The sequence below is a fragment of the Pectobacterium atrosepticum genome (genome assembly GCF_000740965.1).
GTDB lineage: Bacteria > Pseudomonadota > Gammaproteobacteria > Enterobacterales > Enterobacteriaceae > Pectobacterium > Pectobacterium atrosepticum.
In genome coordinates this window covers 3,086,924-3,107,473 of the sequence record NZ_CP009125.1, presented here as the reverse complement: position 1 = coordinate 3,107,473, position 20,550 = coordinate 3,086,924, and the positions used below count along the sequence as shown (strand labels likewise).

The 20,550-nt window shown below is 47.2% G+C and carries 24 protein-coding genes and 1 tRNA gene; 12 read left to right on the top strand and 13 right to left on the bottom strand.

What is annotated here, in order from left to right; translation table 11 throughout:
- Positions 1–220 precede the first annotated feature (220 nt).
- Positions 221–727 (bottom strand): SOS-induced cell division inhibitor SulA, encoded by a 507-nt coding sequence (gene sulA, locus GZ59_RS13715; protein ID WP_011093328.1) that lies wholly within the window; start codon positions 725–727, stop codon positions 221–223.
- Positions 728–950: 223 nt separating this feature from the next.
- Between sulA and GZ59_RS13710 the strand changes: the two genes are divergently transcribed.
- Positions 951–1,571, top strand: a complete 621-nt coding sequence (locus GZ59_RS13710; RefSeq protein WP_011093329.1) for a TfoX/Sxy family DNA transformation protein — start codon at positions 951–953, stop codon at positions 1,569–1,571.
- A 16-nt stretch (positions 1,572–1,587) separates the two neighbouring features.
- Here the strand turns inward: GZ59_RS13710 and yccS are convergent, their stop codons facing one another.
- The gene (yccS, locus tag GZ59_RS13705) at positions 1,588–3,723 is read right to left on the bottom strand and encodes a YccS family putative transporter (RefSeq protein WP_011093330.1); all 2,136 of its coding nucleotides are present in this window, start codon (positions 3,721–3,723) and stop codon (positions 1,588–1,590) included.
- 20 nt (positions 3,724–3,743) lie between these two features.
- Positions 3,744–4,190, bottom strand: a complete 447-nt coding sequence (locus GZ59_RS13700; protein ID WP_011093331.1) for a YccF domain-containing protein — start codon at positions 4,188–4,190, stop codon at positions 3,744–3,746.
- A gap of 198 nt (positions 4,191–4,388) precedes the next feature.
- Here GZ59_RS13700 and helD point away from each other — a divergent pair, with 198 nt between their 5' ends.
- Positions 4,389–6,446 carry a DNA helicase IV gene (gene helD, locus GZ59_RS13695; RefSeq protein ID WP_011093332.1) on the top strand — a complete coding sequence of 686 codons (2,058 nt, stop codon included), beginning with the start codon at positions 4,389–4,391 and terminating at the stop codon, positions 6,444–6,446.
- Between the two features lie 82 nt (positions 6,447–6,528).
- Here the strand turns inward: helD and GZ59_RS13690 are convergent, their stop codons facing one another.
- Together GZ59_RS13690 and GZ59_RS13685 are read right to left on the bottom strand one after the other, a co-directional pair.
- A complete protein-coding gene (locus GZ59_RS13690; RefSeq protein ID WP_011093333.1) occupies positions 6,529–6,987 on the bottom strand; it encodes a methylglyoxal synthase in 459 nt (152 codons plus the stop codon).
- Positions 6,988–7,124: 137 nt separating this feature from the next.
- Complete coding sequence (locus GZ59_RS13685; protein WP_011093334.1) at positions 7,125–7,649, bottom strand: DUF2057 family protein; 525 nt, start codon at positions 7,647–7,649, stop codon at positions 7,125–7,127.
- Positions 7,650–7,844: 195 nt separating this feature from the next.
- On the opposite strand from GZ59_RS13685, the gene GZ59_RS13680 reads away from it, so the two are divergent.
- Positions 7,845–8,258 carry a CoA-binding protein gene (locus tag GZ59_RS13680; RefSeq protein ID WP_039292486.1) on the top strand — a complete coding sequence of 138 codons (414 nt, stop codon included), beginning with the start codon at positions 7,845–7,847 and terminating at the stop codon, positions 8,256–8,258.
- 81 nt (positions 8,259–8,339) lie between these two features.
- Here the strand turns inward: GZ59_RS13680 and hspQ are convergent, their stop codons facing one another.
- The gene (gene hspQ, locus GZ59_RS13675) at positions 8,340–8,648 is read right to left on the bottom strand and encodes a heat shock protein HspQ (protein WP_011093336.1); all 309 of its coding nucleotides are present in this window, start codon (positions 8,646–8,648) and stop codon (positions 8,340–8,342) included.
- Between the two features lie 227 nt (positions 8,649–8,875).
- On the opposite strand from hspQ, the gene yccX reads away from it, so the two are divergent.
- Complete coding sequence (gene yccX / locus GZ59_RS13670; protein ID WP_011093337.1) at positions 8,876–9,154, top strand: acylphosphatase; 279 nt, start codon at positions 8,876–8,878, stop codon at positions 9,152–9,154.
- An 11-nt stretch (positions 9,155–9,165) separates the two neighbouring features.
- Here the strand turns inward: yccX and tusE are convergent, their stop codons facing one another.
- A complete protein-coding gene (gene tusE / locus GZ59_RS13665) occupies positions 9,166–9,495 on the bottom strand; it encodes a sulfurtransferase TusE (protein ID WP_011093338.1) in 330 nt (109 codons plus the stop codon).
- Between the two features lie 140 nt (positions 9,496–9,635).
- Positions 9,636–10,295, bottom strand: a complete 660-nt coding sequence (gene yccA, locus GZ59_RS13660; RefSeq protein WP_011093339.1) for an FtsH protease modulator YccA — start codon at positions 10,293–10,295, stop codon at positions 9,636–9,638.
- Positions 10,296–10,583: 288 nt separating this feature from the next.
- On the opposite strand from yccA, the gene GZ59_RS13655 reads away from it, so the two are divergent.
- Positions 10,584–10,671 (top strand) — tRNA-Ser (locus tag GZ59_RS13655).
- Between the two features lie 381 nt (positions 10,672–11,052).
- Here the strand turns inward: GZ59_RS13655 and GZ59_RS13650 are convergent.
- On the bottom strand, positions 11,053–11,307 hold the full coding sequence (locus tag GZ59_RS13650) for a biofilm/acid-resistance regulator YmgB/AriR (protein WP_011093340.1): 255 nt from the start codon (positions 11,305–11,307) through the stop codon (positions 11,053–11,055).
- Between the two features lie 481 nt (positions 11,308–11,788).
- Between GZ59_RS13650 and GZ59_RS13645 the strand changes: the two genes are divergently transcribed.
- From GZ59_RS13645 to GZ59_RS13630, 4 genes are all read left to right on the top strand, one after another.
- Positions 11,789–12,211 carry an NUDIX hydrolase gene (locus GZ59_RS13645; protein WP_011093342.1) on the top strand — a complete coding sequence of 141 codons (423 nt, stop codon included), beginning with the start codon at positions 11,789–11,791 and terminating at the stop codon, positions 12,209–12,211.
- Positions 12,212–12,294: 83 nt separating this feature from the next.
- Positions 12,295–12,819, top strand: coding sequence for an isochorismatase family protein (locus tag GZ59_RS13640; RefSeq protein ID WP_039292478.1), 525 nt, complete (start codon positions 12,295–12,297; stop codon positions 12,817–12,819).
- Between the two features lie 4 nt (positions 12,820–12,823).
- Positions 12,824–13,279 carry a GNAT family N-acetyltransferase gene (locus GZ59_RS13635; protein ID WP_011093344.1) on the top strand — a complete coding sequence of 152 codons (456 nt, stop codon included), beginning with the start codon at positions 12,824–12,826 and terminating at the stop codon, positions 13,277–13,279.
- Between the two features lie 164 nt (positions 13,280–13,443).
- The gene (locus GZ59_RS13630) at positions 13,444–13,872 is read left to right on the top strand and encodes a universal stress protein (protein ID WP_011093345.1); all 429 of its coding nucleotides are present in this window, start codon (positions 13,444–13,446) and stop codon (positions 13,870–13,872) included.
- A 48-nt stretch (positions 13,873–13,920) separates the two neighbouring features.
- Here the strand turns inward: GZ59_RS13630 and GZ59_RS13625 are convergent, their stop codons facing one another.
- Positions 13,921–14,427, bottom strand: a complete 507-nt coding sequence (locus GZ59_RS13625) for a 2-thiouracil desulfurase family protein (protein ID WP_011093346.1) — start codon at positions 14,425–14,427, stop codon at positions 13,921–13,923.
- Positions 14,428–14,510: 83 nt separating this feature from the next.
- Positions 14,511–14,696, bottom strand: coding sequence for a GhoT/OrtT family toxin (locus tag GZ59_RS23015; protein ID WP_011093347.1), 186 nt, complete (start codon positions 14,694–14,696; stop codon positions 14,511–14,513).
- 155 nt (positions 14,697–14,851) lie between these two features.
- Here GZ59_RS23015 and GZ59_RS13620 point away from each other — a divergent pair, with 155 nt between their 5' ends.
- From GZ59_RS13620 to GZ59_RS13610, 3 genes are all read left to right on the top strand, one after another.
- A complete protein-coding gene (locus tag GZ59_RS13620; protein ID WP_011093348.1) occupies positions 14,852–15,151 on the top strand; it encodes a hypothetical protein in 300 nt (99 codons plus the stop codon).
- A 158-nt stretch (positions 15,152–15,309) separates the two neighbouring features.
- On the top strand, positions 15,310–15,591 hold the full coding sequence (locus GZ59_RS13615) for a hypothetical protein (RefSeq protein ID WP_011093349.1): 282 nt from the start codon (positions 15,310–15,312) through the stop codon (positions 15,589–15,591).
- A gap of 833 nt (positions 15,592–16,424) precedes the next feature.
- Entirely contained in the window at positions 16,425–18,089 is a 1,665-nt protein-coding gene (locus tag GZ59_RS13610) for a methyl-accepting chemotaxis protein (RefSeq protein ID WP_039292467.1), read from the top strand.
- Between the two features lie 114 nt (positions 18,090–18,203).
- Here the strand turns inward: GZ59_RS13610 and GZ59_RS13605 are convergent, their stop codons facing one another.
- Entirely contained in the window at positions 18,204–19,724 is a 1,521-nt protein-coding gene (locus GZ59_RS13605) for a PepSY-associated TM helix domain-containing protein (protein ID WP_039295110.1), read from the bottom strand.
- A 101-nt stretch (positions 19,725–19,825) separates the two neighbouring features.
- Positions 19,826–20,311, bottom strand: a complete 486-nt coding sequence (locus tag GZ59_RS23010) for a DUF2946 domain-containing protein (protein WP_071598501.1) — start codon at positions 20,309–20,311, stop codon at positions 19,826–19,828.
- Positions 20,312–20,550: the final 239 nt, after the last annotated feature.

Genomic DNA, 20,550 nt, shown 5'->3' with positions numbered 1-20,550 from the left:
TTAAAGTCTACAACCTGATGAGAAAGTTACAAGTATGATGTGATTTGTGTCATAAGAAAATCGCACGATTCATACATACTTGCTAACAAAGAGTAGAGGCTTTTGACAGAACTTACGTCTTTTGGCTGTATTAAATATATCCAAAAATCCCGCAGAATACCGCTCTGCGGCGATCGCCAAGACATATAGCCTGAGTGGGCTGAGAAAATTCTTAATTTACTTAATGATACAATGTCGAATGAATTTTAAGGCTAGGAAACAGTCTATAGGCGTCATCGCCAGCACTTTCTGGCCGCATAATAAAGCCGTACGTATTTCCTGCCTGTGCGGCGTGCCGTAACCGAACCTTCTCTTCTTCCGTCAATTCGTGCGGTAACCAGCACAAAACGGCGCTGTAATTCCCTGTCAACAAGGCTCTCTCCATGGCATCAACCGTAAACAGAGGATTGATGTGGTGAAGTTGCACCATTTTATCCAGCGGTAACCCAGATTGCTGTACCCATGGGCGGCTCAATCTTTGCTGAGGTGAAAGCCACAGCAGCCAACGAGACTGTGTGCCCAACTGTTGTAAGAGCGGTAATAACAGGTGTGTGACTATGGGCTGATCGGCGTTGTACACGATTTCGCTGATAATTCCGCCCGTGGCAACCGAGGGTTCTGCTGCGTGTTGATTTGCAGAGAAAGATGATGACTCGATGTTGTGAGAGCTGACTGATTGCGTACTCATAATGAGTCCTACCCATAGTGATACTGTATGAACATACAGTATCTGCTGTGTGCGTGAAAATCAACCTGATTTTTTTGAAAGCGCTTCGCATATTCCTTATGCAAGAGACAGTAAACACATTTTATGTTTGAAGCCACCTCGGGGCTGTGTTTAATTATTTGTTCCTGCTACAAATATTTTAATTGTTCAAGAAGAGATCATTTCAATACTAAGGATTATAGCAATGAAGCAATTATGCAAAAAAAGGATTTTGCAATCCCAGCAGTCTTTTTCATCTTTGGGGGACATTACTTCGCGTTCCCAATTTGGTGGCTACAGCATCGCAGCAAATAAAATGATTTTTGGACTGGTGTCGGAAGGGGAACTTTATCTTCGCGCGAGTAAAAAAGATGAAGAATATTTTCAGCAGCGCGATATGCCTAATCTGATTTATACCAAACGCGGTATGCCGGTCCCGCTGAACTACTTCCTTGTCGATGAAGCATTATGGCAAGAATCTGTGCAACTACTGCATTTTGCCCGTATGGCGCTGATGGGCGCGCAGTATGATAAAACCGTCAGAAGTACGAACGGGAGATTGAAGGACCTTCCGAATCTTAACCATGATATTGAGCGCCTGCTGTGGAAAGCGGGGATAAAGAATGTCGATGAATTACAGCATTATGGTGCGAAATACAGCTATCTTGAGTTGCGAAAAGTTCGGGCTAATCTGAGTGTTAACGTGCTATTGGCGCTTGCTGGTGCCATTTGTGGCACGCATCAGGCGGCACTCCCACACGGCATCCGCAACGAACTGTTGGAATGGTATAAAAACAATGCGGTCTCCAAAGGGCCAAAGCACTAAGAAATGCGTCATATTGTTACTGTGCAGTCATGTCATTTTTTAGCTGTACGAGTTCGGGTAAGAGGCCGATGAGCAGACCGATTTGCTGAATAATTAATGACTCTTTACTGTCTGATTCAGGTGAAAGGGATTGAATGCTGGCGGTAATGGTTTTCAATCCCTGATTGATACGCCCATTTTTCTCTTCGCTGCCGTGTAGCGCGTCATCAACATGGCATACAGCATCATCCAGCAATTGCAGCGTTTCCGATGAAGTGATTTTTCCACGGTGTGCGCCGAGCGTTGAGATATAACTTAACAACGTATGGTTCAGGCACATGAAGCGGAATGCGCTGTCCAGCTTATTCTTGGTGGCATGGGGTTCAGAAGACATATTTGACACAACAGATGCCAGTTCTGCATCGCAGTTATGTGCATCGCGGCGGGCAATGCGATAAGGCAAGCTATTATCTTTCCCCTGATGATATTGAACCATGATCGCATCAAGATAACGGCAGTTGGCATTCAATGTTTTATTGATAACGGTTGGCAGACCGCGAAAACGCCAGTCTGGCCAGATAAAGCTCACCGCCGCCCACGCGATGGCACACCCCAACAAGGTATCAATAATACGTGGCACCGCGACTTCAAAACCTTCGCCCAACAGATTGAAACAGAGCAGAACAAGCAGCGTAATGAACATGGTCGCATGCGCGTATTGCACGTTGCGAAAGGCAAAAAACAGTACACCGCTAATGACTATCAGCGTTAGCTGTCCTTCCAGCGAAGGGACGAAGTACAGGATGGGCAGGCCGAGCAAAATACCGGTTAATGTCCCGATAATCCTCAACGTGAGCCGCCGCCGAGTCGCGTTATAGTTGGGCTGACAAACGAACAAGCTGGTCAGCAGAATCCAGTAACCGTGTTGCAAGCCCGTTACCTGAATCAACGCGTAGCCGCTACAGAGCAGCACGGACATGCGGATGGCATGGCGAAACAGCGCAGACTGAGGTGTCAGGTGGCGGCTAATGCGTAAGCGGATATCGCTCCAACCTGTGATTTTGTCATCTGCTAATGTGTTTTCGGGGTTGTTTTCTTGCTCAATGGCCTGTTCGGATTCGATAGTCGCCAACTGAGCATCAATGGCGCGCAGGTTGTTCAATAGATAAGTGAGCGCCTTGGTTTGCGCGGCATCTGCCATTTTGTTGGCAGCGATACGCGCAATAGCAGATTCGAGATGCACAAAAGCCCGTTCAATACGGCTGTCATGCTGATATTTTTGGTGCAGCAGGATGGATTGTGACAGTTGCTGACAGGATTTGGCCTGCATGCTCAGCAGGCGCTGAAAGCGAAATAAGACGTCGCTATAGCGCAGCTTTTCACGCAATTGCGGATAGTAAACATGCGATGAACTGGCGCGTTCGTGAATATCCTGAGCAACAAAATAGTAATGCAGCGTTTGGCGCGTCCCGCGCTGGCCGCGATCGCCACGCAGACGCGTTAACAACGATGATTTAGTCTGATTGAGCGTCGCAACCAGTTGGCTATTTGCCATCGCGACGTCAATTAAGGGTTTGTCGGTTTCTTCTTCAATATCGGGATCGAACAGATTGGCTTTTGCATCTAAGTAGCGAGCCAACTGCTGATAGCACTGCGCGAGGTTGTCCTGTAACGGGCGGATGGGGAATATCAGATGGCCGAACAGCGTAAGCAAATTGTACCACAATGCCCCGATCAGCAGCATGATGGGTTGCTGATACCAGTTGTCGTAAAGGGATATTCCTAGCATGGTATAAATTGCGATCAGCAGTGCGCCGAATGCAATAGTCGCATAGCGCTGCCCCAATGCGCCGAGCAGAATAAAACCACAGGTCGACACCGCCAGACCAAGGCCGAACAGCCAGGGATAGGGAAAAAGCAGTTCGATCGAAACGGAAGCGACAAAAAAACAGGCCAGCGTAATGAATAAATTACGCAAACGCCCAGTGAGACGATCGTCGAGGTCGGTGAGAGCGGCCGCGACGACGCCAAGTGTGACCGGAATGGTTGATGTTGGTTGACCTAACCACCAGGGAACGGCTGTCGCACCACTGAGTGCAATGAGAATACGGATGGTATACAGCCAACTGCTGTTATACACATAGCGACGAATTCCTGGGGCAAAGGTAAGCAACGTAATGTCCTTAGATGCCGTTAGCGGTAGTGGCGGCGAGCATTATTTTCCCGCGCAGCCTGCGCCAGTTCGACAGAAACCACGCGGCGGCCTACTGGCCACAGCGCGATGGCAGCAATTTTAAAGTTAGCGATGCCAACAGGAATGCCAATGATCGTAATGCACTGAGCGATGCCGGTAATGATGTGCGACAGACAAAGCCACCAGCCAAAGAAAATGAACCAGAAGATATTCAGCAGGGAACCGCCTGCGCTGAGAATAGTGCTCTTTTCCTCCGGGCGTAGCTCGTCAACATGAATGGCTTCATTGCCATAAGGCAAGAGCGACAGCTTGGTGATTTCCCAGCATGAACGTGTTAACGGTAAGGTAAAAATCAGCAGCACGCTGACAACTGTCGCCAGAAGCCAGGCTAACGTGGTGAAAAAACCACCCAGTACGAAATTAAGGATGTTTAACACAGTACGCATAGTCTCTCCTTTATTTGTAAGGTAACCAGATAAGATAACCAAACTCGCTGATGGTAAAAGAATTATCACACTAAGCATCAGGATATCCTAACCTGTTTTTAAGGCTAGAGCGTGAAGTCCGATAACGGGTAAACTAGGTAACAGAGAAACGACAAACAATAGACGAATATCCTCTCACATAGTCATGGCGCGAACATCATGGAACTGAAATCTACCTCGTTAGGTAAACATCTGGCCCAGCATCCTTACAATCGGGTGCGGTTACTGAATGCCGGTGTCGAAGTGAGTGGCGATAAGCATGAATACCTGATCCCCTTTAATCAGTTGCTGAGTATTCACTGCAAAAGAGGGCTGGTGTGGGGTGAGCTGGAGTTTGAATTGCCGGCTGGAAAAGTGGTGCGTTTGCATGGCACGGAGTGGCAGGAAACGCAGGCTTTTTACCGCCATCTTCTCAAATCCTGGCTTGACTGGAGCGAGGAGATGAGTCTGATCAGCGCTGAGGTTTTACAGCGTCAGACGGACAGTATTCAAACACTGACGCAGCAGGATAAATGGTGTAACCGTCAGGCTCTGTCAACATTGCAGAGTGCTATCCGTGATTCGCTAGCGGCGCTGCCTCTGCCGGTTTCCCGATTAGAAACCTTCGATAACTGCTGTGATAATTACCAGCACTGCTTACGCTGGCTTGAGCAGGGCGACGAAATGCGCACTGCGGCGAATCAGGCATGGATGGATCGCACGCTGGCGGCAGAGCAGCCTTTCTTTGAAACGGTAGAGAGTTCGCCATTAAACATGTCGCAGAGTAAAGCCGTGATTAATGGTGAAGAGGGTGTACTGGTGCTGGCGGGTGCAGGCAGTGGGAAAACCTCCGTGCTGGTGGCCCGAGCAGCGTGGTTAATGCATCGACAAGAGGCCACGCCCGATCAGATTTTGCTGCTGGCATTTGGTCGTAAAGCAGCCGAAGAGATGAATGAGCGCATCCATGAGCGGCTCCACACGGATGAAATTCAGGCTAAGACGTTTCATGCTTTAGCATTGCACATCATTCAGCAGGCTAGTCGTAAAGCTCCGATGATAAGCCAGCTAGAAAGTGATGCAAAACAGCGTCGCGAACTGCTGATTTCTCACTGGCAACAGCAATGTGCTGAGAAAAAAACGCAGGCTAACGGATGGCGACGCTGGTTAACTGAAGAGCTGGAGTGGGATGTGCCAGAAGGTGATTTCTGGAACGATCCGAAGCTGGCGAGTCGGCTGGCAGGGCGACTTGAGCGCTGGTTAGGGTTGATGCGTATGCACGGTGGCAGCCAAAGTGAAATGGTTGAACAAGCACCAGAATCCATTCAGACGGAGTTTCAGCAACGTATTCGCCTGATGGCCCCGTTGTTAAAAGCTTGGAAAAAAGCGCTTAAAGACGAAAACGCGGTCGACTTCTCCGGCCTTATCCATCAGGCGGTGAATTTGCTGGATAAAGGGCGTTTTGTGAGTCCCTGGAAACATATTCTAGTGGATGAATTTCAGGATATCTCGCCACAGCGTGCAAGTTTGTTAGCGGCACTGCGTCGACAAAATAGCCGTACCTGCCTTTTTGCCGTGGGAGATGACTGGCAGGCAATTTACCGTTTTAGCGGCGCTGAGCTGGCGTTGACGACGGCGTTTGAACAGCATTTTGGCGTAGGTGAGCAGTGCGCGTTGGATACAACTTATCGCTTTAATGAGCGTATTGGTGAAATTGCTAACACGTTCATACAACAGAATCCGTACCAGTTAAAGAAACCGCTGAATAGCCTGAGCAAAGGGGATAAAAAAGCGGTAACCATTCTTCCACAGGATCAGCTTGAGCCACTTCTGGATAAACTGAGCGGCTTTGTTAAGGATGATGAGCGCATTCTCGTGCTTGCCCGTTATCACCATTTGCGCCCAGCGATTTTAGAAAAGGCAGCAACCAAATGGCCGAATTTGCAGATTGATTTCATGACAGTGCATGCCAGTAAAGGGCAGCAGGCGGAATACGTCATTATTGTGGGTATGCACGAGGGGAAAGATGGCTTCCCGGCTCCGGCACGAGAGTCTGTGATTGAAGCGGTGCTGTTACCTGAACCTGAGGATTTCCCCGATGCAGAAGAACGTCGCTTATTGTATGTGGCGTTGACGAGGGCGAAACATCGCGTCTGGTTGCTACAGGACGTGACAAACCCGTCGGTGTTTGTTGAACATCTTCATCGTTTAGGCGTCCCGACACAGCGTAAGCCAGGATAGCTAAAGCGGAACAAAGCCGTTTAACCGCAGAGACCAGCGTCGGATGTATCGCACGCCGCTGGTCCATTTTGATGTACTGATATTATTTCAGTCGGTCTTGCAGGTAGCGCTGATAATCAGGGATGGCTATCTGAACCGGTTCTTTAAATAGCGCAGAGTTGATCAGGAAATCCGCCGTTGCACGGTTGGTAGCAACAGGAATGTTCCAAACTGTCGCGAGTCTCAGCAGCGCCTTTACATCGGGATCGTGTGGCACGGCGTTAAGTGGATCCCAAAAGAAGATCATCAAATCGATTTTCCCTTCGGAGATGAGTGCGCCGACCTGTTGGTCGCCCCCCATCGGCCCACTCAGCATACTTTTTACGGGCAGGCCCGTATTTGACTGAATCAGGTTTCCGGTGGTCCCGGTGGCGTAAAGCGTGTGCTCTGTGAGCTGTTGTTTATTAGTACCAACCCAATCCAGCAAAGATTGTTTGCAGTGGTCGTGGGCTACCAGCGCAATATGTTTTTGCGCGGGGATGGTACGGGTGGTGAACTCCATGGTTACGTCCTTCAATCTGGTGTAGTAAAGCTGACGCTAGGGTAAGGACAGATTACGGAAACGCTGTTTCAGTGCAAAGCGATAAAAGCGGGAAAAGGCGAACGGGTATCAAAAATCTGATGTGACTGCGCGTAAAATCACCAGGTTACAGATTCATTCAGTGCGCTAGCAAAACCTGCAACTGAAGCACCTTTCGCCGCGGCGTTGTATTCCGACATTTTTCGCTCTATATCGAGCAATTCATTATCAGCAATGACAAGCGCATCGGTACGTGCGGGGATAACCTGATTTTTTTCATCAAGCAATTGATATTGGGGGAGGGCAGTAAAGTTTTGGCGATCCTGAAGGGTTTGCAGTGGCGGCAATTTAAATGACACTGAGGCCACTTTTTCTGTGTTAAATGTCGCAATAAATGTCGAAGGGAAATAAGTCGATGGCGCGCCAGTTTGGGCATCGACGTTATCGACAACTTTAAACAGAATCTGGTGTTGCCCACTGCCAAGTTCGAGGCTATCGGCACCTTTCAGCAACGAGCCTGACATTCTTTGCCCGTCAACCATCAGGAGATCGATCTTCTGATCTAATTTCAACGTTGTTGCCGCAATTGCTGAGGTGCTTAAACCCGCAATAAAAAGGCAGACAGTGATGAAGCCGAATTTCATAATTTTCCCAGATAGCACGTAATTTGAGTATTGTTGAGGAATTGTCTGAATGTGTCAAAGGTTTCAATTTGAAACAGGCTGTTATGGCATTTTTCGTTCCGTGCGACATCAGGCTGTGGGGTCCTTGCGCCATTTTCCGCTATTCTTGGAATGTGCGATACACTCTAATAAATCACGTAAGAGAGGCTGAAGAGCATGAATGACGGTGATATTGAATCTGTGCTGAAAACGGTAAAAACCATTGCATTGGTGGGGGCCAGCGATAAGTTATCTCGTCCGAGTTATGGCGTCATGGCGTATTTACTTGAGCAGGGCTACGACGTTATCCCCGTTAGCCCCAATCTGGCCGGGCAGACACTCTTGGGCCAAAAAGCGTATGCCAGCTTAGCGGATATTCCTAAATCCGTTGATATGGTCGATGTGTTTCGTCAGCCGGAAGCGGCTTATGAGGTCGCCAAAGAGGCCATCGCCATCGGTGCTTCCGTACTGTGGTTGCAGATCGGCGTTATTAATGAACAGGCGGCGATTTTGGCTCACGATGCCGTGCTGAAAGTCGTGATGGACCGTTGCCCGAAAATTGAAATCCCACGGCTGGGTTTGGATAAATAGGTCGTAGGCGCTGGGCGATGCTGAATATCACAACATCGCCAATGCCTGACTGTGGTGACCCGTATCTACTGTTGGTGGATGTTAGTGGCGCAACTGTGGTGCGCGGCGTTGAATGACTTCGGCCAATTCGTTTAGTGAAGGGTGGTCGTGCTCAGAAAGCTCTTCCTTCATCAGATGTGCCTCCGCCAGATAGGTATGCATTGGTTGGCCTTCGTTATCTTCCATCACAACGTGGTACCACGGTTCGGAGCGCGGCGTGTCATTGCCGCTGATTTCTTCCCAGGTGGGCGTTTCTAATGAGTATTCGGGATCGATATCGATAATGACCCCTGGAAACCCCAGGAGTTTATGACGAATCTGTTGTCCGAGACCAAATTTACTGATGATCATATAACCCCCTGGAAATTGATTACACTTTCTACTCGCTGCGGATTTTGTAGAGGAAGGACAACCGCATCCGATAACGTCTTTTGGCGTACAGAGGTTTTTTAAGAGATGACGTATGTGCTCGTTGAACGCTGGCTGAACACATTATTAACAGTATGGTGTAAATTTTTAGAAGATACAGTCCGGCTAATGAAATGTTGTTTGGCTGCTTGGGCCGAGAAGGGGGAAATATGGACAAGGTAGCGACAGCGGCTTATGTCTACGGTGTGGTTCAGGGCGTGGGCTTTCGTTACAGCACGCAACGTCAGGCTGCGCAACTGGAGCTCAGTGGGTATGCGCGCAATTGTGATGATGGCAGTGTAGAAGTCGTGGCAAGCGGAGAGCCTCATGCGGTAGAGATGTTGATTGAGTGGCTGAAGCAAGGTGGCCCACGAAGCGCCAGAGTTGATAAGGTGCTTATTGAGCCACATGGCAAGACGGACTATAAAGGTTTTACGATCCGCTATTGATACTGGGGAAGTTAGATGCACTTCACTGGTTTGGGTAAGCCAGCTATTTTGGTTGCCTGCTTTGCTGGGCCTTTGGGAAAAAGTTTATACAAGTAGCGGCTATTTCCTTTCTCTTCACCGTACTTCTGTGCCATCGCTTTAACCAACATGCGTATAGCGGGTGAGGTGTTGAACTCCTGATAAAAGTTTCGCACAAACCGGACGACTTCCCAATGCGGTTCTGTCAACGCGATGCCTTCCTGTTCAGCCAACACGGGAGCCAACGCTTCACTCCATGCTGTACTGTCCATCAGGTAACCCTGCGCGTCTGTGGCGATCGTTCGCCCTTCAAACTCCAACATTTTCTCTCCGCCTGCGATATCTCAGCCCACAGTTTAACAAATTTTGCTGTCTGTGCCGGAATAAAAAAGGTTCATCGCGTATTAGCGTGAACCAAAAAAAAAGCCCCAAATGGGGCTTTCGGTGTTGCGATAAACGCGCTTTAGTCGTTACGCATGATGCCCAGAATGCTCAACAGGCTAACGAAGATATTGTATATCGCGACATACAGGCTAACCGTCGCCCGGATGTAGTTGGTTTCGCCACCGTGAATGATGTTACTGGTTTCCCACAGGATGGCACCCGCAGAAAATAGAATAAACAGGGTGCTGATAGCCAGATGCAAGGCTGGGATCTGTAGGAACAGATTGGCAATGACGGCAACAATCAGTACAACGAATCCTGCCATCATCATGCCAGACAAGAAGGACATATCCTTACGTGTCGTTAATACATAGGCTGAACAGCAGAAGAACACCAGTGCCGTACCGCCCAACGCCAACATGACAATGTCGCCTGCACCGGAAGAAATCAGTGAGCTTAAAATTGGGCCTAGCGTATAACCCATAAACCCAGTCAGTGCGAATGTCGCCAAAATACCAGCAGGGCTGTTCGCCAGTTTATGCGTCAGGAACATCAGACCATAAAACCCAACTAGCATCAGAATTAAGCCAGGGGCGGGCAGGTTAAGTACAGTACTTGCCGTTGCAGTAATGGCAGAAAAACCCAGCGTCAGCGACAGCAGGAAATAGGTATTACGCAGCACTTTGTGAGTGCTGAGTAGTGAACTTTCACGGGTAGAGGAAACAACAATACGATCCATATCAGCGACTCTCTCTTCAGGGTGCTATTATCCAACGTCAAAGAATAAATAGTTGCAGAACGTTATTAAAGATGTTTTACCCTTCTTTACTCTGCAAATTCGTCATACTCCGTGTTAGCGTTCGTGTTTTGTCCTGCAATTCGTATGAGGGTGGGGATAAATTGCTCTATTTCATGCATCGCATGACGATTTTGCGTTCAATTACGTTTCATTAGGTTGTTTTTCAGGCAATTGAGCGCTGTGATGCTTTACAAGATCCTACACACTGTTTATAGTTCGCGTCATTGCGGAGGAGTGGCCGAGTGGTTGAAGGCACCGGTCTTGAAAACCGGCGACGCGAAAGTGTTCTAGAGTTCGAATCTCTACTCCTCCGCCAAAAAAATTCAACGGGTTAGCTTAGGCTAGCCCGTTTTCGTTTCCGCTGTCGAATCCGACATCGCGTTTTGCATTGTGGTGTTTTTATTTCTGTTTGGGTCAGAATGTACTAAGTTGTTTAAATCTGTGCGAGTGTCGTGCGGGAGTCTTTCATCACTTATTCATTCGGAAATGAATGCTAACGATTAGCAAAAAATAAATATATATCATACCTGATTTTGAATATATCCATTCATAATGGATAACCAAAATATAGAAGTGAAGGTATTTTGACTCCTCCGTACCGGTCTATTCATTATCGACGGTACCGTTAGTTAAATAAAAAATATCCAGCAGATATACATATCTTACCGAGGTGATGGTTGAATATATTTACGGGATATTAAATCAGGAAATCATCCTGAGTTTTATAAACTATCAAATCCAGCAGGGTTCGATATTTTTCCTGAAAAGCGGTGTTGGCTTCTGTTTCAATTTTGTGAATTAATTTAGCGATGATGGCCTTGTTGCTGACGGAATGGCCGGATTGGATGATTTCTTCCACAATGTTGCCGAGCATTTCCATGTCACTGATGTGGGAATCAATGCCGAGGACATTAGATATCGGGCGCTCGTTTTGAGGTACCTCTGAATACATTGCATCTTCTCCCTTTCGCGCTTTCTGACATGGTCAATACACACCCTGCCAGACAGTAGGAATCCGCGGTCCGCCAGACATGAAGAAATGGTTAGTTAACTTTAGTCGATCATACGCATAAAACCAGTCGATAAGATAAATAAACACTGCGTTACTCAGCGGCTCGCCCGAGCGTGAAAGGATGACGGCGATCAATGGTCAGGTGGATAAATATGAATTTATCTTTTCCCACAAATATTATGTCTGAAATAATTATGCGAGGTGTATAACTTCAATAAGTTAAACATGACGAGATGAAAAGAGGCCGGGAAATAGATTAACTGGACATAAAGACTATTAATGCATTTTGATTAAGTCGATAGGATTTTGATCTGTACTAGGAGATGACATTTTTCTGTAGCACGTGCCGTTTATCAAAAAATGTCTTTTTATCAAAACCTGTTTATTGAGAATGGCACCGTAGTTTACCTGGAGCGTCGGCATGCAAAAGATCAGAGCAAAAGCAGTTTGTCTTTTCCGAAACGATGGCAAGATTCTGTTAGCTGAAGGGTATGACCCCATAAAAGATGAGCACTATGTTTTGCCTCTCGGTGGTGGCATCGAGTTTGGTGAATCGTCGCAGGCGGCGGCGGAGAGGGAAGTTCAGGAAGAAATTAGCGCAGCGACCAGTGACTTTTCGCTGTTGGGCGTTTCAGAGAATATCTTTTCCTGCAATGGCAAGCCAGGGCATGAAATTGTCTTTGTCTATGAAGCTCGCTTTCAAGATGAGTTGCTTTATCAGCAAGATATCATCCATGGTATAGAGACAAACGGCGTTCCGATCGTGACCCGTTGGTTTGATATTGATTTGCTGCGCTCCGGGGAAATCAATTTTTATCCTCATGGTATAGTGGACATGATTTAGCAGCAGCCGAATGGCTGGGGTGAGTGATAGCAAGCTGTTGCCTTCGTGATGATGATGTTAAGCGCCAAAATAAGGAAAAAAAGATGCAGGTTTTGATAGCCATTGATATGCAGAATGCAGTGTTTGCAATGCCAAGAGCGCGACAAACGCAGACCGTCGCATTGATAAACCAGCTTTCAGGTGCAGCAGATCGGACGATTTTTATTCAGCACGAAGGGGATGGAATGCTGTCAGGCGGCGAGGGATGGCAGTTATTACCTGAGCTGCACCAGCCAGAGGGCAGTATGTCGATAACAAAAACAGCGTGCGATGCGTTTTATCGTACGTCGTTGGCCGATGTGTTGGCTGATTTGGGTGTTAATCACCTGACGATTTGCGGATGTGCGACGGATTATTGCGTTGATGCAACCATTAAAAATGCGGCTAGCCGTGGTTATGCGTTGACGATTGCTTCTGATGCACACACGACGGCTAATCGCGGTGAGTTGAAAGCAGAGCAACTAATCACGCATTACAATAATGTGTGGCGGGATTTTATTATTCCGGGTAACACGATTACGGTAGAAACAACGGAAAACATTGTTGCTTCATGGAATGCGAGCCGCTAGCCCCATGCTGAATATTATTTCTGTCAGAAATCGCCCCGAATACAAAGACCGGGCGATCCACTATTTCCAACGCCACTGGGCGTCGGATGAAACATTGATTCTTTATGAAGATTGTATCAGCCACTGCATTGATGCTGAAAATCCATTGCCTGATTGGTATTTGATGGAAAAAGAGGGGGATATCATTGGTGGTGCAGGATTAATTACCAATGATTTCATCAGCCGTATGGATCTTTACCCGTGGCTGTGTGCGCTTTATGTTGAAGAGAGTCATCGTGGCAAGGGTTATGCGGGGCAGTTGATCGAATACGTTGTTCAGCAAACCCACCGCGCTGGTTTTTCTCAGCTGCACTTATGCACTGAACTGCTCGATTTTTATGAACGCTATGGGTTCCACTTAACTGGGATGGGTTATCACCCTTGGGGTGAGTCGTCACGCATTTATACCCGCTCGCTTTAAACGTAAATTGATGAGTTAATGGTGCCCGGTTATGCGTCTATCTGGTTAAAAATTGCGGGCAACATACGTAAAAGTGAACGGGATCATATTCTACTGACGACGAGCAGACTACGCTTCTTACATACTGACAGGTAATCAGTTATCTACGCTGGGGAGAGGTGATTATGTACACGAGCATTCTGGTGCCAGTAGATATAGAAGAAGATGAACTCACCAAACACGCGCTTACGCATGCAGTCAGGTTGGCCAAAATGTCGGGTGCTGCAATACACCTCTTTCATTCCCTTCCTGATGCATCGGCATTTTTATCTGCTTATTCTTTTGGTATCAAAGAGTTTGAGAATGAAGCAGTGGTGAAAGCGAATGACAAGCTTAAATCACTGATGAAAACAATCGATCTTCCTGTATCGCGTTTGTCATGCAGCGTCAGCTTCGGATCGGCAAGAGATGAGGTGCTATCGCTGGCGGAGGAGATTAATGCAGATTTGATCGTCATCGGTTCACGCCGACCGGATGTGAAAACCTATCTGCTTGGCTCAAATGCTGCTGCTATCGTTCGCCATGCGAAAATGTCAGTCCTCGTTGTCCGTTAGTTTTTATAACGCTGCTGCGTTTGGGTGTTGTGACGGGCAGCAGCGACGCTATGCGTTAGCATGGCGATCGCAATATTCAACGCGTTCGATCAACCGCTCGATATCGCGATCGGAAAACACTTCGATACCGTGGTGACGCAGCAACTCTGCGGTAACACCATTGCCTGCCGTTTGTGAACCATCAAATCGCCCGCTGTATATGATGTTGCTGCCACAGGATGGGCTTCCTTCCGTAAGGAGAGCGAAGCGGCAGTTATGCTGTTGCGCCATTTGCAGCGTTAGCCAGGCTCCCAGAATATAACGCTCGGTCACATCGCCGCCGGTGGCTTCGACAACTTTGGCTCCAGCCTTGATAACCGAATTGCTACCAGAAGCCGGAATAATCTCTGCTGAAGGTCTAGGGGTTGGGAAACCTGCGGCCAATTCCGGACAAAACGTAATCAGCCTCGCCTGTTTGCGCCACTGGATGAGATAGTCGCCGACAGATTTCTTTTCAGTACCGTTATAACGAACGGGAAAGCCGGAAAGACAGGCGCTGATCAGAATATTACTCATCGTGGGGCTTTTCCTCTAAAAGGCGAGTATAGGCGTTGCTGCATTGAGCCATAAAGCATGTTGTCTGGGAAGAGAGTGCTGCTTCAAAAAATGGAGAACAGCAGGACGACAGGAAAGCTCAACGGCCAGGTTAGACCGACTATTAACGAAGCAAAAAATCGGATGAACAGGGATTTGTCTTTACTTAACAAGAAAGTAACGAACAGGGAAACGACAAAACCGATCATGTAGGTTAGTTTTATGAGTTCCCAGAAGGAGTGATGTGGCACGGTTGTTTCCTTTTATCCTCGAAGCGTCTGCATTTTATGTTGTTAATATTTTATGATCAATTTTTTAACCCCTAATGGGTAGCAGGGATGTCCCATTCTGCGGTGCGTATTTTGTACTACAGTTAGTATCCTCTGGTTAAAATGAGACCTCCGGTATGAAAACAACGCTGGCTGTTGCGATGGTGTGTGCTGTGGCCCTGCTTTCTGTTTCTACGCCTAGTATGGCAAAAAGTTCTCGGATTTCTGATGAGCAGATCAAAGAAAAGATTATTCAGGAATCGATTTCGTCTTATTCCGGTAATTGCCCTTGTCCTTATAATTCAGCTCGTAATGGTAGCAAATGTGGTAAACGTAGCGCATGGAGTCGAGTTGGCGGCTATACGCCAATTTGTTACAAAGACGATGTGACAAGAAAAATGATTGACGACTGGATAATGAAAAATGGGAATACATAACATCTGACAGGAGAATTAAAATAGCGAAATAATAATCTCTTTGCTAATAAATTAATTAAATTATTTATGTGACAGAAATATTAAATTTTTATTTCAGTATGGACATTGTAGGCTAGCTGTCATAGCTTACTATTTTACCCCATTAGAAAGGTAATAAAATGAGTGAGATATCTAGCCTGTCCCTGAAAATTTCCCCAGAGCTGAAAGAAAAAATCAAAGCCGCTGCCCTAGAAAATGAAGTATCCCTCAGTGCAGAAGTCAGTGCCCGACTGCTGAGAAGCTTTGATGAAAGCCAACAAGCTTCAGAACTGTCTCCTGAATCGGTGGACAGTCAGGGGACGGAAGAAGTGGGTGCAGAAGCGCCATTGACGCAGAAAGAACTCAAGAAACTCCGGGAATTGCTGAAAGGTAAATCCAAAGCGACTTCCAAAAAAAAGTAATGCTGGAATGTGATTCTGAACGCTGATTGGTTCCAAGAATAGATAATAAAATTAAATCACCCAGGCATCTTGATGAAAAGGTGGCTGGGTGAGCCTTTTTTGCTCAATGCCTGACATTCGTGTAAAAAGTAAAAACCTCTGGAAAGAAGTCTATCCCACGCTATTTTTAATCCCATATATATATTCCCAACGAGCGATATCACATAAACCCAGGCAGTATTTATTTAAATGTATAACAAATTGTTATTATTTGTTTTTGGTTTTATTGTTACATTCTAAATGCAATATTTACTTTTATAAAATACATGTATCTTATAAATAGATAGATTATAAGGAAATGATCGATTAAATAGATATTGATACCATAAGTTAGAAAATATAAAGATTATCTACAAAAGGCCGATACCGCCTTCGGCGTCAGGAAAATTTGTTCTGGCTTGTATTATTTCCTGTTGCTGCTATTAAACCATAATTTTAGTAACGGTAATTCTCTTGGGTTTTATAGGCCATGAGAATGTAAAAACCAGGTTATGGTACGGAAAAGTGCGGCGAAAGGTGAGGTGTAAAGGATGACGTGTTTTTACTATCAGCATGTGCAGAAGTCTGGTACGGCGCGCTGTATCTGGTTAGACCAATTCGACGGCGCCATGATGAATGTGGTTTGATGAGCATGTCTACCTGCAGTTTCTCACCAGTGCATATAAATGGTCTGTCCAGAGATGTGTATTTTTTATGAAAAATAGTATTGGAGCTATCTGTATTTATTCAATAAATATTAATTTTTAAATTATATATTTTTATGCAGATAGAGAAAATTAATTAAGGAGATGTTAATGAGTTTGTCCAACTGGCGTATAGGATATCGATTAGGAGCGGGGTTTTCTTTTCTGGTATTAATGCTTTTGATAATTGGCAGCGTTGCAATTTCAAAACTAAGTGATTTTCACGAGAAAATGGATGATATTGTTTCACAAAACTATCCATTAACTGTCAAAAGTAATAAGCTCATTGATGAGCTGAATGGTTATCTCAATAATCAACAACTTTTGCTATTACTTAAATCAGAAAGTGAAATCAATAAACAGTTGGCATTGAATAAGGAACGTTCAGGAAAGATATCTGAACTCATGGAGTATTTAAATCAGTCCGTAAATGACGATAGATCTGTTGCGGTACTGCGTGATATTAGTGACATCAGACGTGATTTCCTTGGGTCAGCGAATAAGCTCTCTTCACTGATCTCGGCAGGGAATACTGATGCAGCTGCCGAAGAATATTTCAATGTAACGCGTGTTACACAAGCAAAATACACCAGTAAAGTGAATGAGTTCATCGATATACAGGATGATAAGATGTCATCCTCAGCGCAAGAAGTTGGGGAAAGCTATAGAAATGCGCTGATGGTTCTTGCCACGATCATTATAATCAGTGCGCTGGCTGGATTGGTTATTGCTTCATTGATTACCCGCAGCGTAACCCAGCCGATACGGGAAGCGCTAGGTGTTGCTGAAAAAGTCGCAAAAGGCGATTTAACCTCTGAAATCTATACCGACCGTACAGATGAGACGGGCCAGCTGTTGTCCGCCTTAAATAATATGAACGGTAGCCTGAGACAGATTGTCAGCCAGGTGCGTGATGGTGCAGAGACGATCTCCAGTGCCGCATCGCAAATTGCTGCAGGGAATCAGGATTTATCTGCCAGAACAGAAGAGCAGGCCAGTTCGCTGGAAGAGACGGCGTCATCGATGGAACAATTGACGTCAACGATAAGAAATACCGCAGATAATACGACGCAGGCGACAGACCTTGCGGCCAGCGCTTCTGAAACGGTGAAGAAAAGCGGCGCGATGATGGAAACGGTAACGCAGGAAATGCGTGGCATCCGCGATTCGTCAAAGCGTATGGCGGAAATTATCGGCGTGATTGATGGCATTGCTTTCCAAACTAATATTCTGGCGCTGAATGCGGCCGTTGAGGCTGCGCGTGCTGGTGAACAGGGGAGAGGATTTGCTGTTGTCGCCAGCGAAGTGCGAGCGCTGGCTCAGCGAAGCGCGACGGCGGCAAAAGAAATCAAAGAACTTATCGATGACTCGTTCAAGAAAGTACAGGACGGCATGGGGCTGGTAGAAGAAACTGGTGTCACGATGAATTCTCTGGTGACGAACGTGCAGGGCGTAACAGGGATTATCAGCGAAATTGCGCAGGCCAGCCGTGAGCAAAGTGATGGAATCAACCAAATCAATCTGGCTGTTGGGCAGATTGATACCACAACCCAGCAAAATGCGTCGTTGGTTGAAGAATCTGCTGCCGCGGCTCTCTCTTTGCAGGATCAGGCAAATAGCCTCGCGCGTACGGTCAGCGTATTCAACCTTGGTGCATCTTATAAAAGTGCTGCGTTAAATAGAAAAACGGAAACGCCTGCGCTGGCTGCACCTAAAAATAACCGTGCAGAAAAAACGTCTGCTAAAGGCGAATTGGCGGACTGGACCACGTTCTAATCCCTTGTCGCTAGCGGTGTATTGCTGAAAAACCGCCATTGTGTTGCACAAATTGTGTTGCAAACAAGGGCGGTTTTTTTATTGCTGGGTCGAGCGATGATGGTCATGAATCAATCAGTTTTTGACGATATCCTGCTTTGGATGGCTCATATACCACCGAACAACGTCAATCAGCAGGAAGATGAGCAGGCTGATCCCCATAACGGGCAAACTCACTGCCAGCAGCAGTGTAATGAGCGCAATGAGCACCCGGTGAAAGACAGGAACCCGTAGCAATGCCGCTGTTAGTGTGTTGACCGGATTCGCGTCATGACGCGATTTTGGACGACGTATCCACCACATCCGATAGCCCCACACGATCATCGCACAGAGCCCAAGGCCAAATGCCGCGAGAATCAGCTGGTTTGGCAGACCGAATAACACGCCCATGTGCGCATCGACGCCCCAGCGGGTGAGTTTGGCGGCGAGCGGGAAGGCGTTGAAATCGGTTTTGTCCACAATCTCCAATGTATCTGGATTTACCGACACGGCATCAACCTGAGTTGGCCAAGAACGATCGATCTCATTGACTGTCCAGGCGCGGTGTGGCTTGGTCGCGGGGCGAATTTCGATTTTATTGGTATCAATCCCAGCGTGACGCGCGGCAGTTAGCACCTTATCAAATAACTCAGGTGAATAGGTTTCGGTATCCTCCATCGGCATTGACGCATGGTGTTCTGCGTGTTCATCCGCCGTCATCGCCATATCATGCCCGTGCATCATGTCATGGTGAGACATCGGCGCGGGTAATTGGGTTTTCACCGATGGAGTTTGCCACCCTAACGCTGTACGTGCGACAGAGATGTTGCTTCCTGCCCACTGCGACCAGGTTAATCCCGTCACGGAAAAAAAGAGCAAACCAAGTAGAAGGCTAAGTCCCATCGTGGCGTGCCAGTGACGCAAGCGCTGCGTTTTTGCTACCGTCGTCTGGCTATTTTTCAATTTCTGCCGCTTGGTTGCTGACGACATATTATGGGTTGACCACCTGATGACAACTCCGCCCAATGCTGCGACCCACAGCCAGGACGCTGCCAGTTCGCTGTAATTACGCCCGATATCGCCTAACAGCAGTCCTCGGTGCAGGTAATCAAGCCAGGTACGAAATGGCAGGATACCGCTGGTGCCGTATACAGTCTCACTGCCGCGATTTTCCAGCGAAACGGGATCAATGAAGACAGCACGGCTTTCCGATGGCCCCAATTCCGGCAAGGCAAACATGACGCGAGTGGTTTCTCCGGTGACGGGAGCAGGGCGTATCGCAAGCAGCTTGGCATCTTGAGAGTGTGAGAGTCCCTCCTGTGCCGCTCGAATTTGTTCTGCCAGTGAATGCGGCGTACCTTGGCTTTCAGTGAAAAGCAGGTGCGAATACAGTCGGTTTTCAATTTGCGGTGTCAGGACGTACAACGTTCCTGTCAGAGCTGCAACGAAAATAAACGGGCTGACAAAAATACCGATGTAGAAATGAAGTCGGATGAACAGGGCGACGATCGCGGCACGTGGCGATACCTTATCCATTGCATGTTTTTCGCCCGCGATTTTTCTGGCTGGGCGCGTGCCGGAGGCAGCAGTGGCTGATGCCTGATTAGGGTGTGACATAAAACCTTCTGAAATCATTTAGCAAAAAATGATCGAACACCATACCGAAAAAGGTATAGCGCGATGCGTTATAAATGCCCGCAGGCATGATGCTGCATAGTTCAGAAAGGTGGCGCGCGTACGATGGGAGAGGCGTAGCGTTCAGGAAGGACAATGCGAGAAATAAAGTGAATAACCAACGCTTCTGATAAAGATGACGTCAGTATGGGATTAGGGGAGTCTGTTGTGAACAGTGCTGGCGTATACGAAAAAAGTACACAGTAGCCGCATGCAGCATGATCCATCATCATGGACGGCGATGAGGGAGAATGGTGTAATTGCGCCGAGTGATGCTCGGGCATCGCGTTGCCAGTATGATTATGATGCGGTTCAGCTATACTGCCGCTGTGACTAGCGGGCGCAGTTGTATCATGCGCGGTAGTACTATGTGTGGTGGTCGTACTGTTTGTGGTTGTACCAACTTCATAAAGCCCGTGCTCGTGGAGTACCAGTGTTTGTGAAATCACTGGGGCAATGAAGATGGTCAAAATAGCGAAGATGCCGACCCAGGCTGGGAAACTTCGCCGTCGTAATGCGGACAAAGGCATAGCAGTCTTAATTCAACAATACTGGGTTCAGACGGGAAGTGTACTTTACTTGTCCCTGTATTGTTACACAAATGTTTATACCTGCCATGCTTCAAGCAGTATGTGAGCCGATGTCACTGTCCGTCAGGACTTTTATCGGTGGGGCAATAATACATGGTGCAGGCGTAAACGGAATAATCCTACGCCCGCGCAGGTCGATATTCGCTATAGTCCGTGGCTGTTTTCCATTTTTACAACCC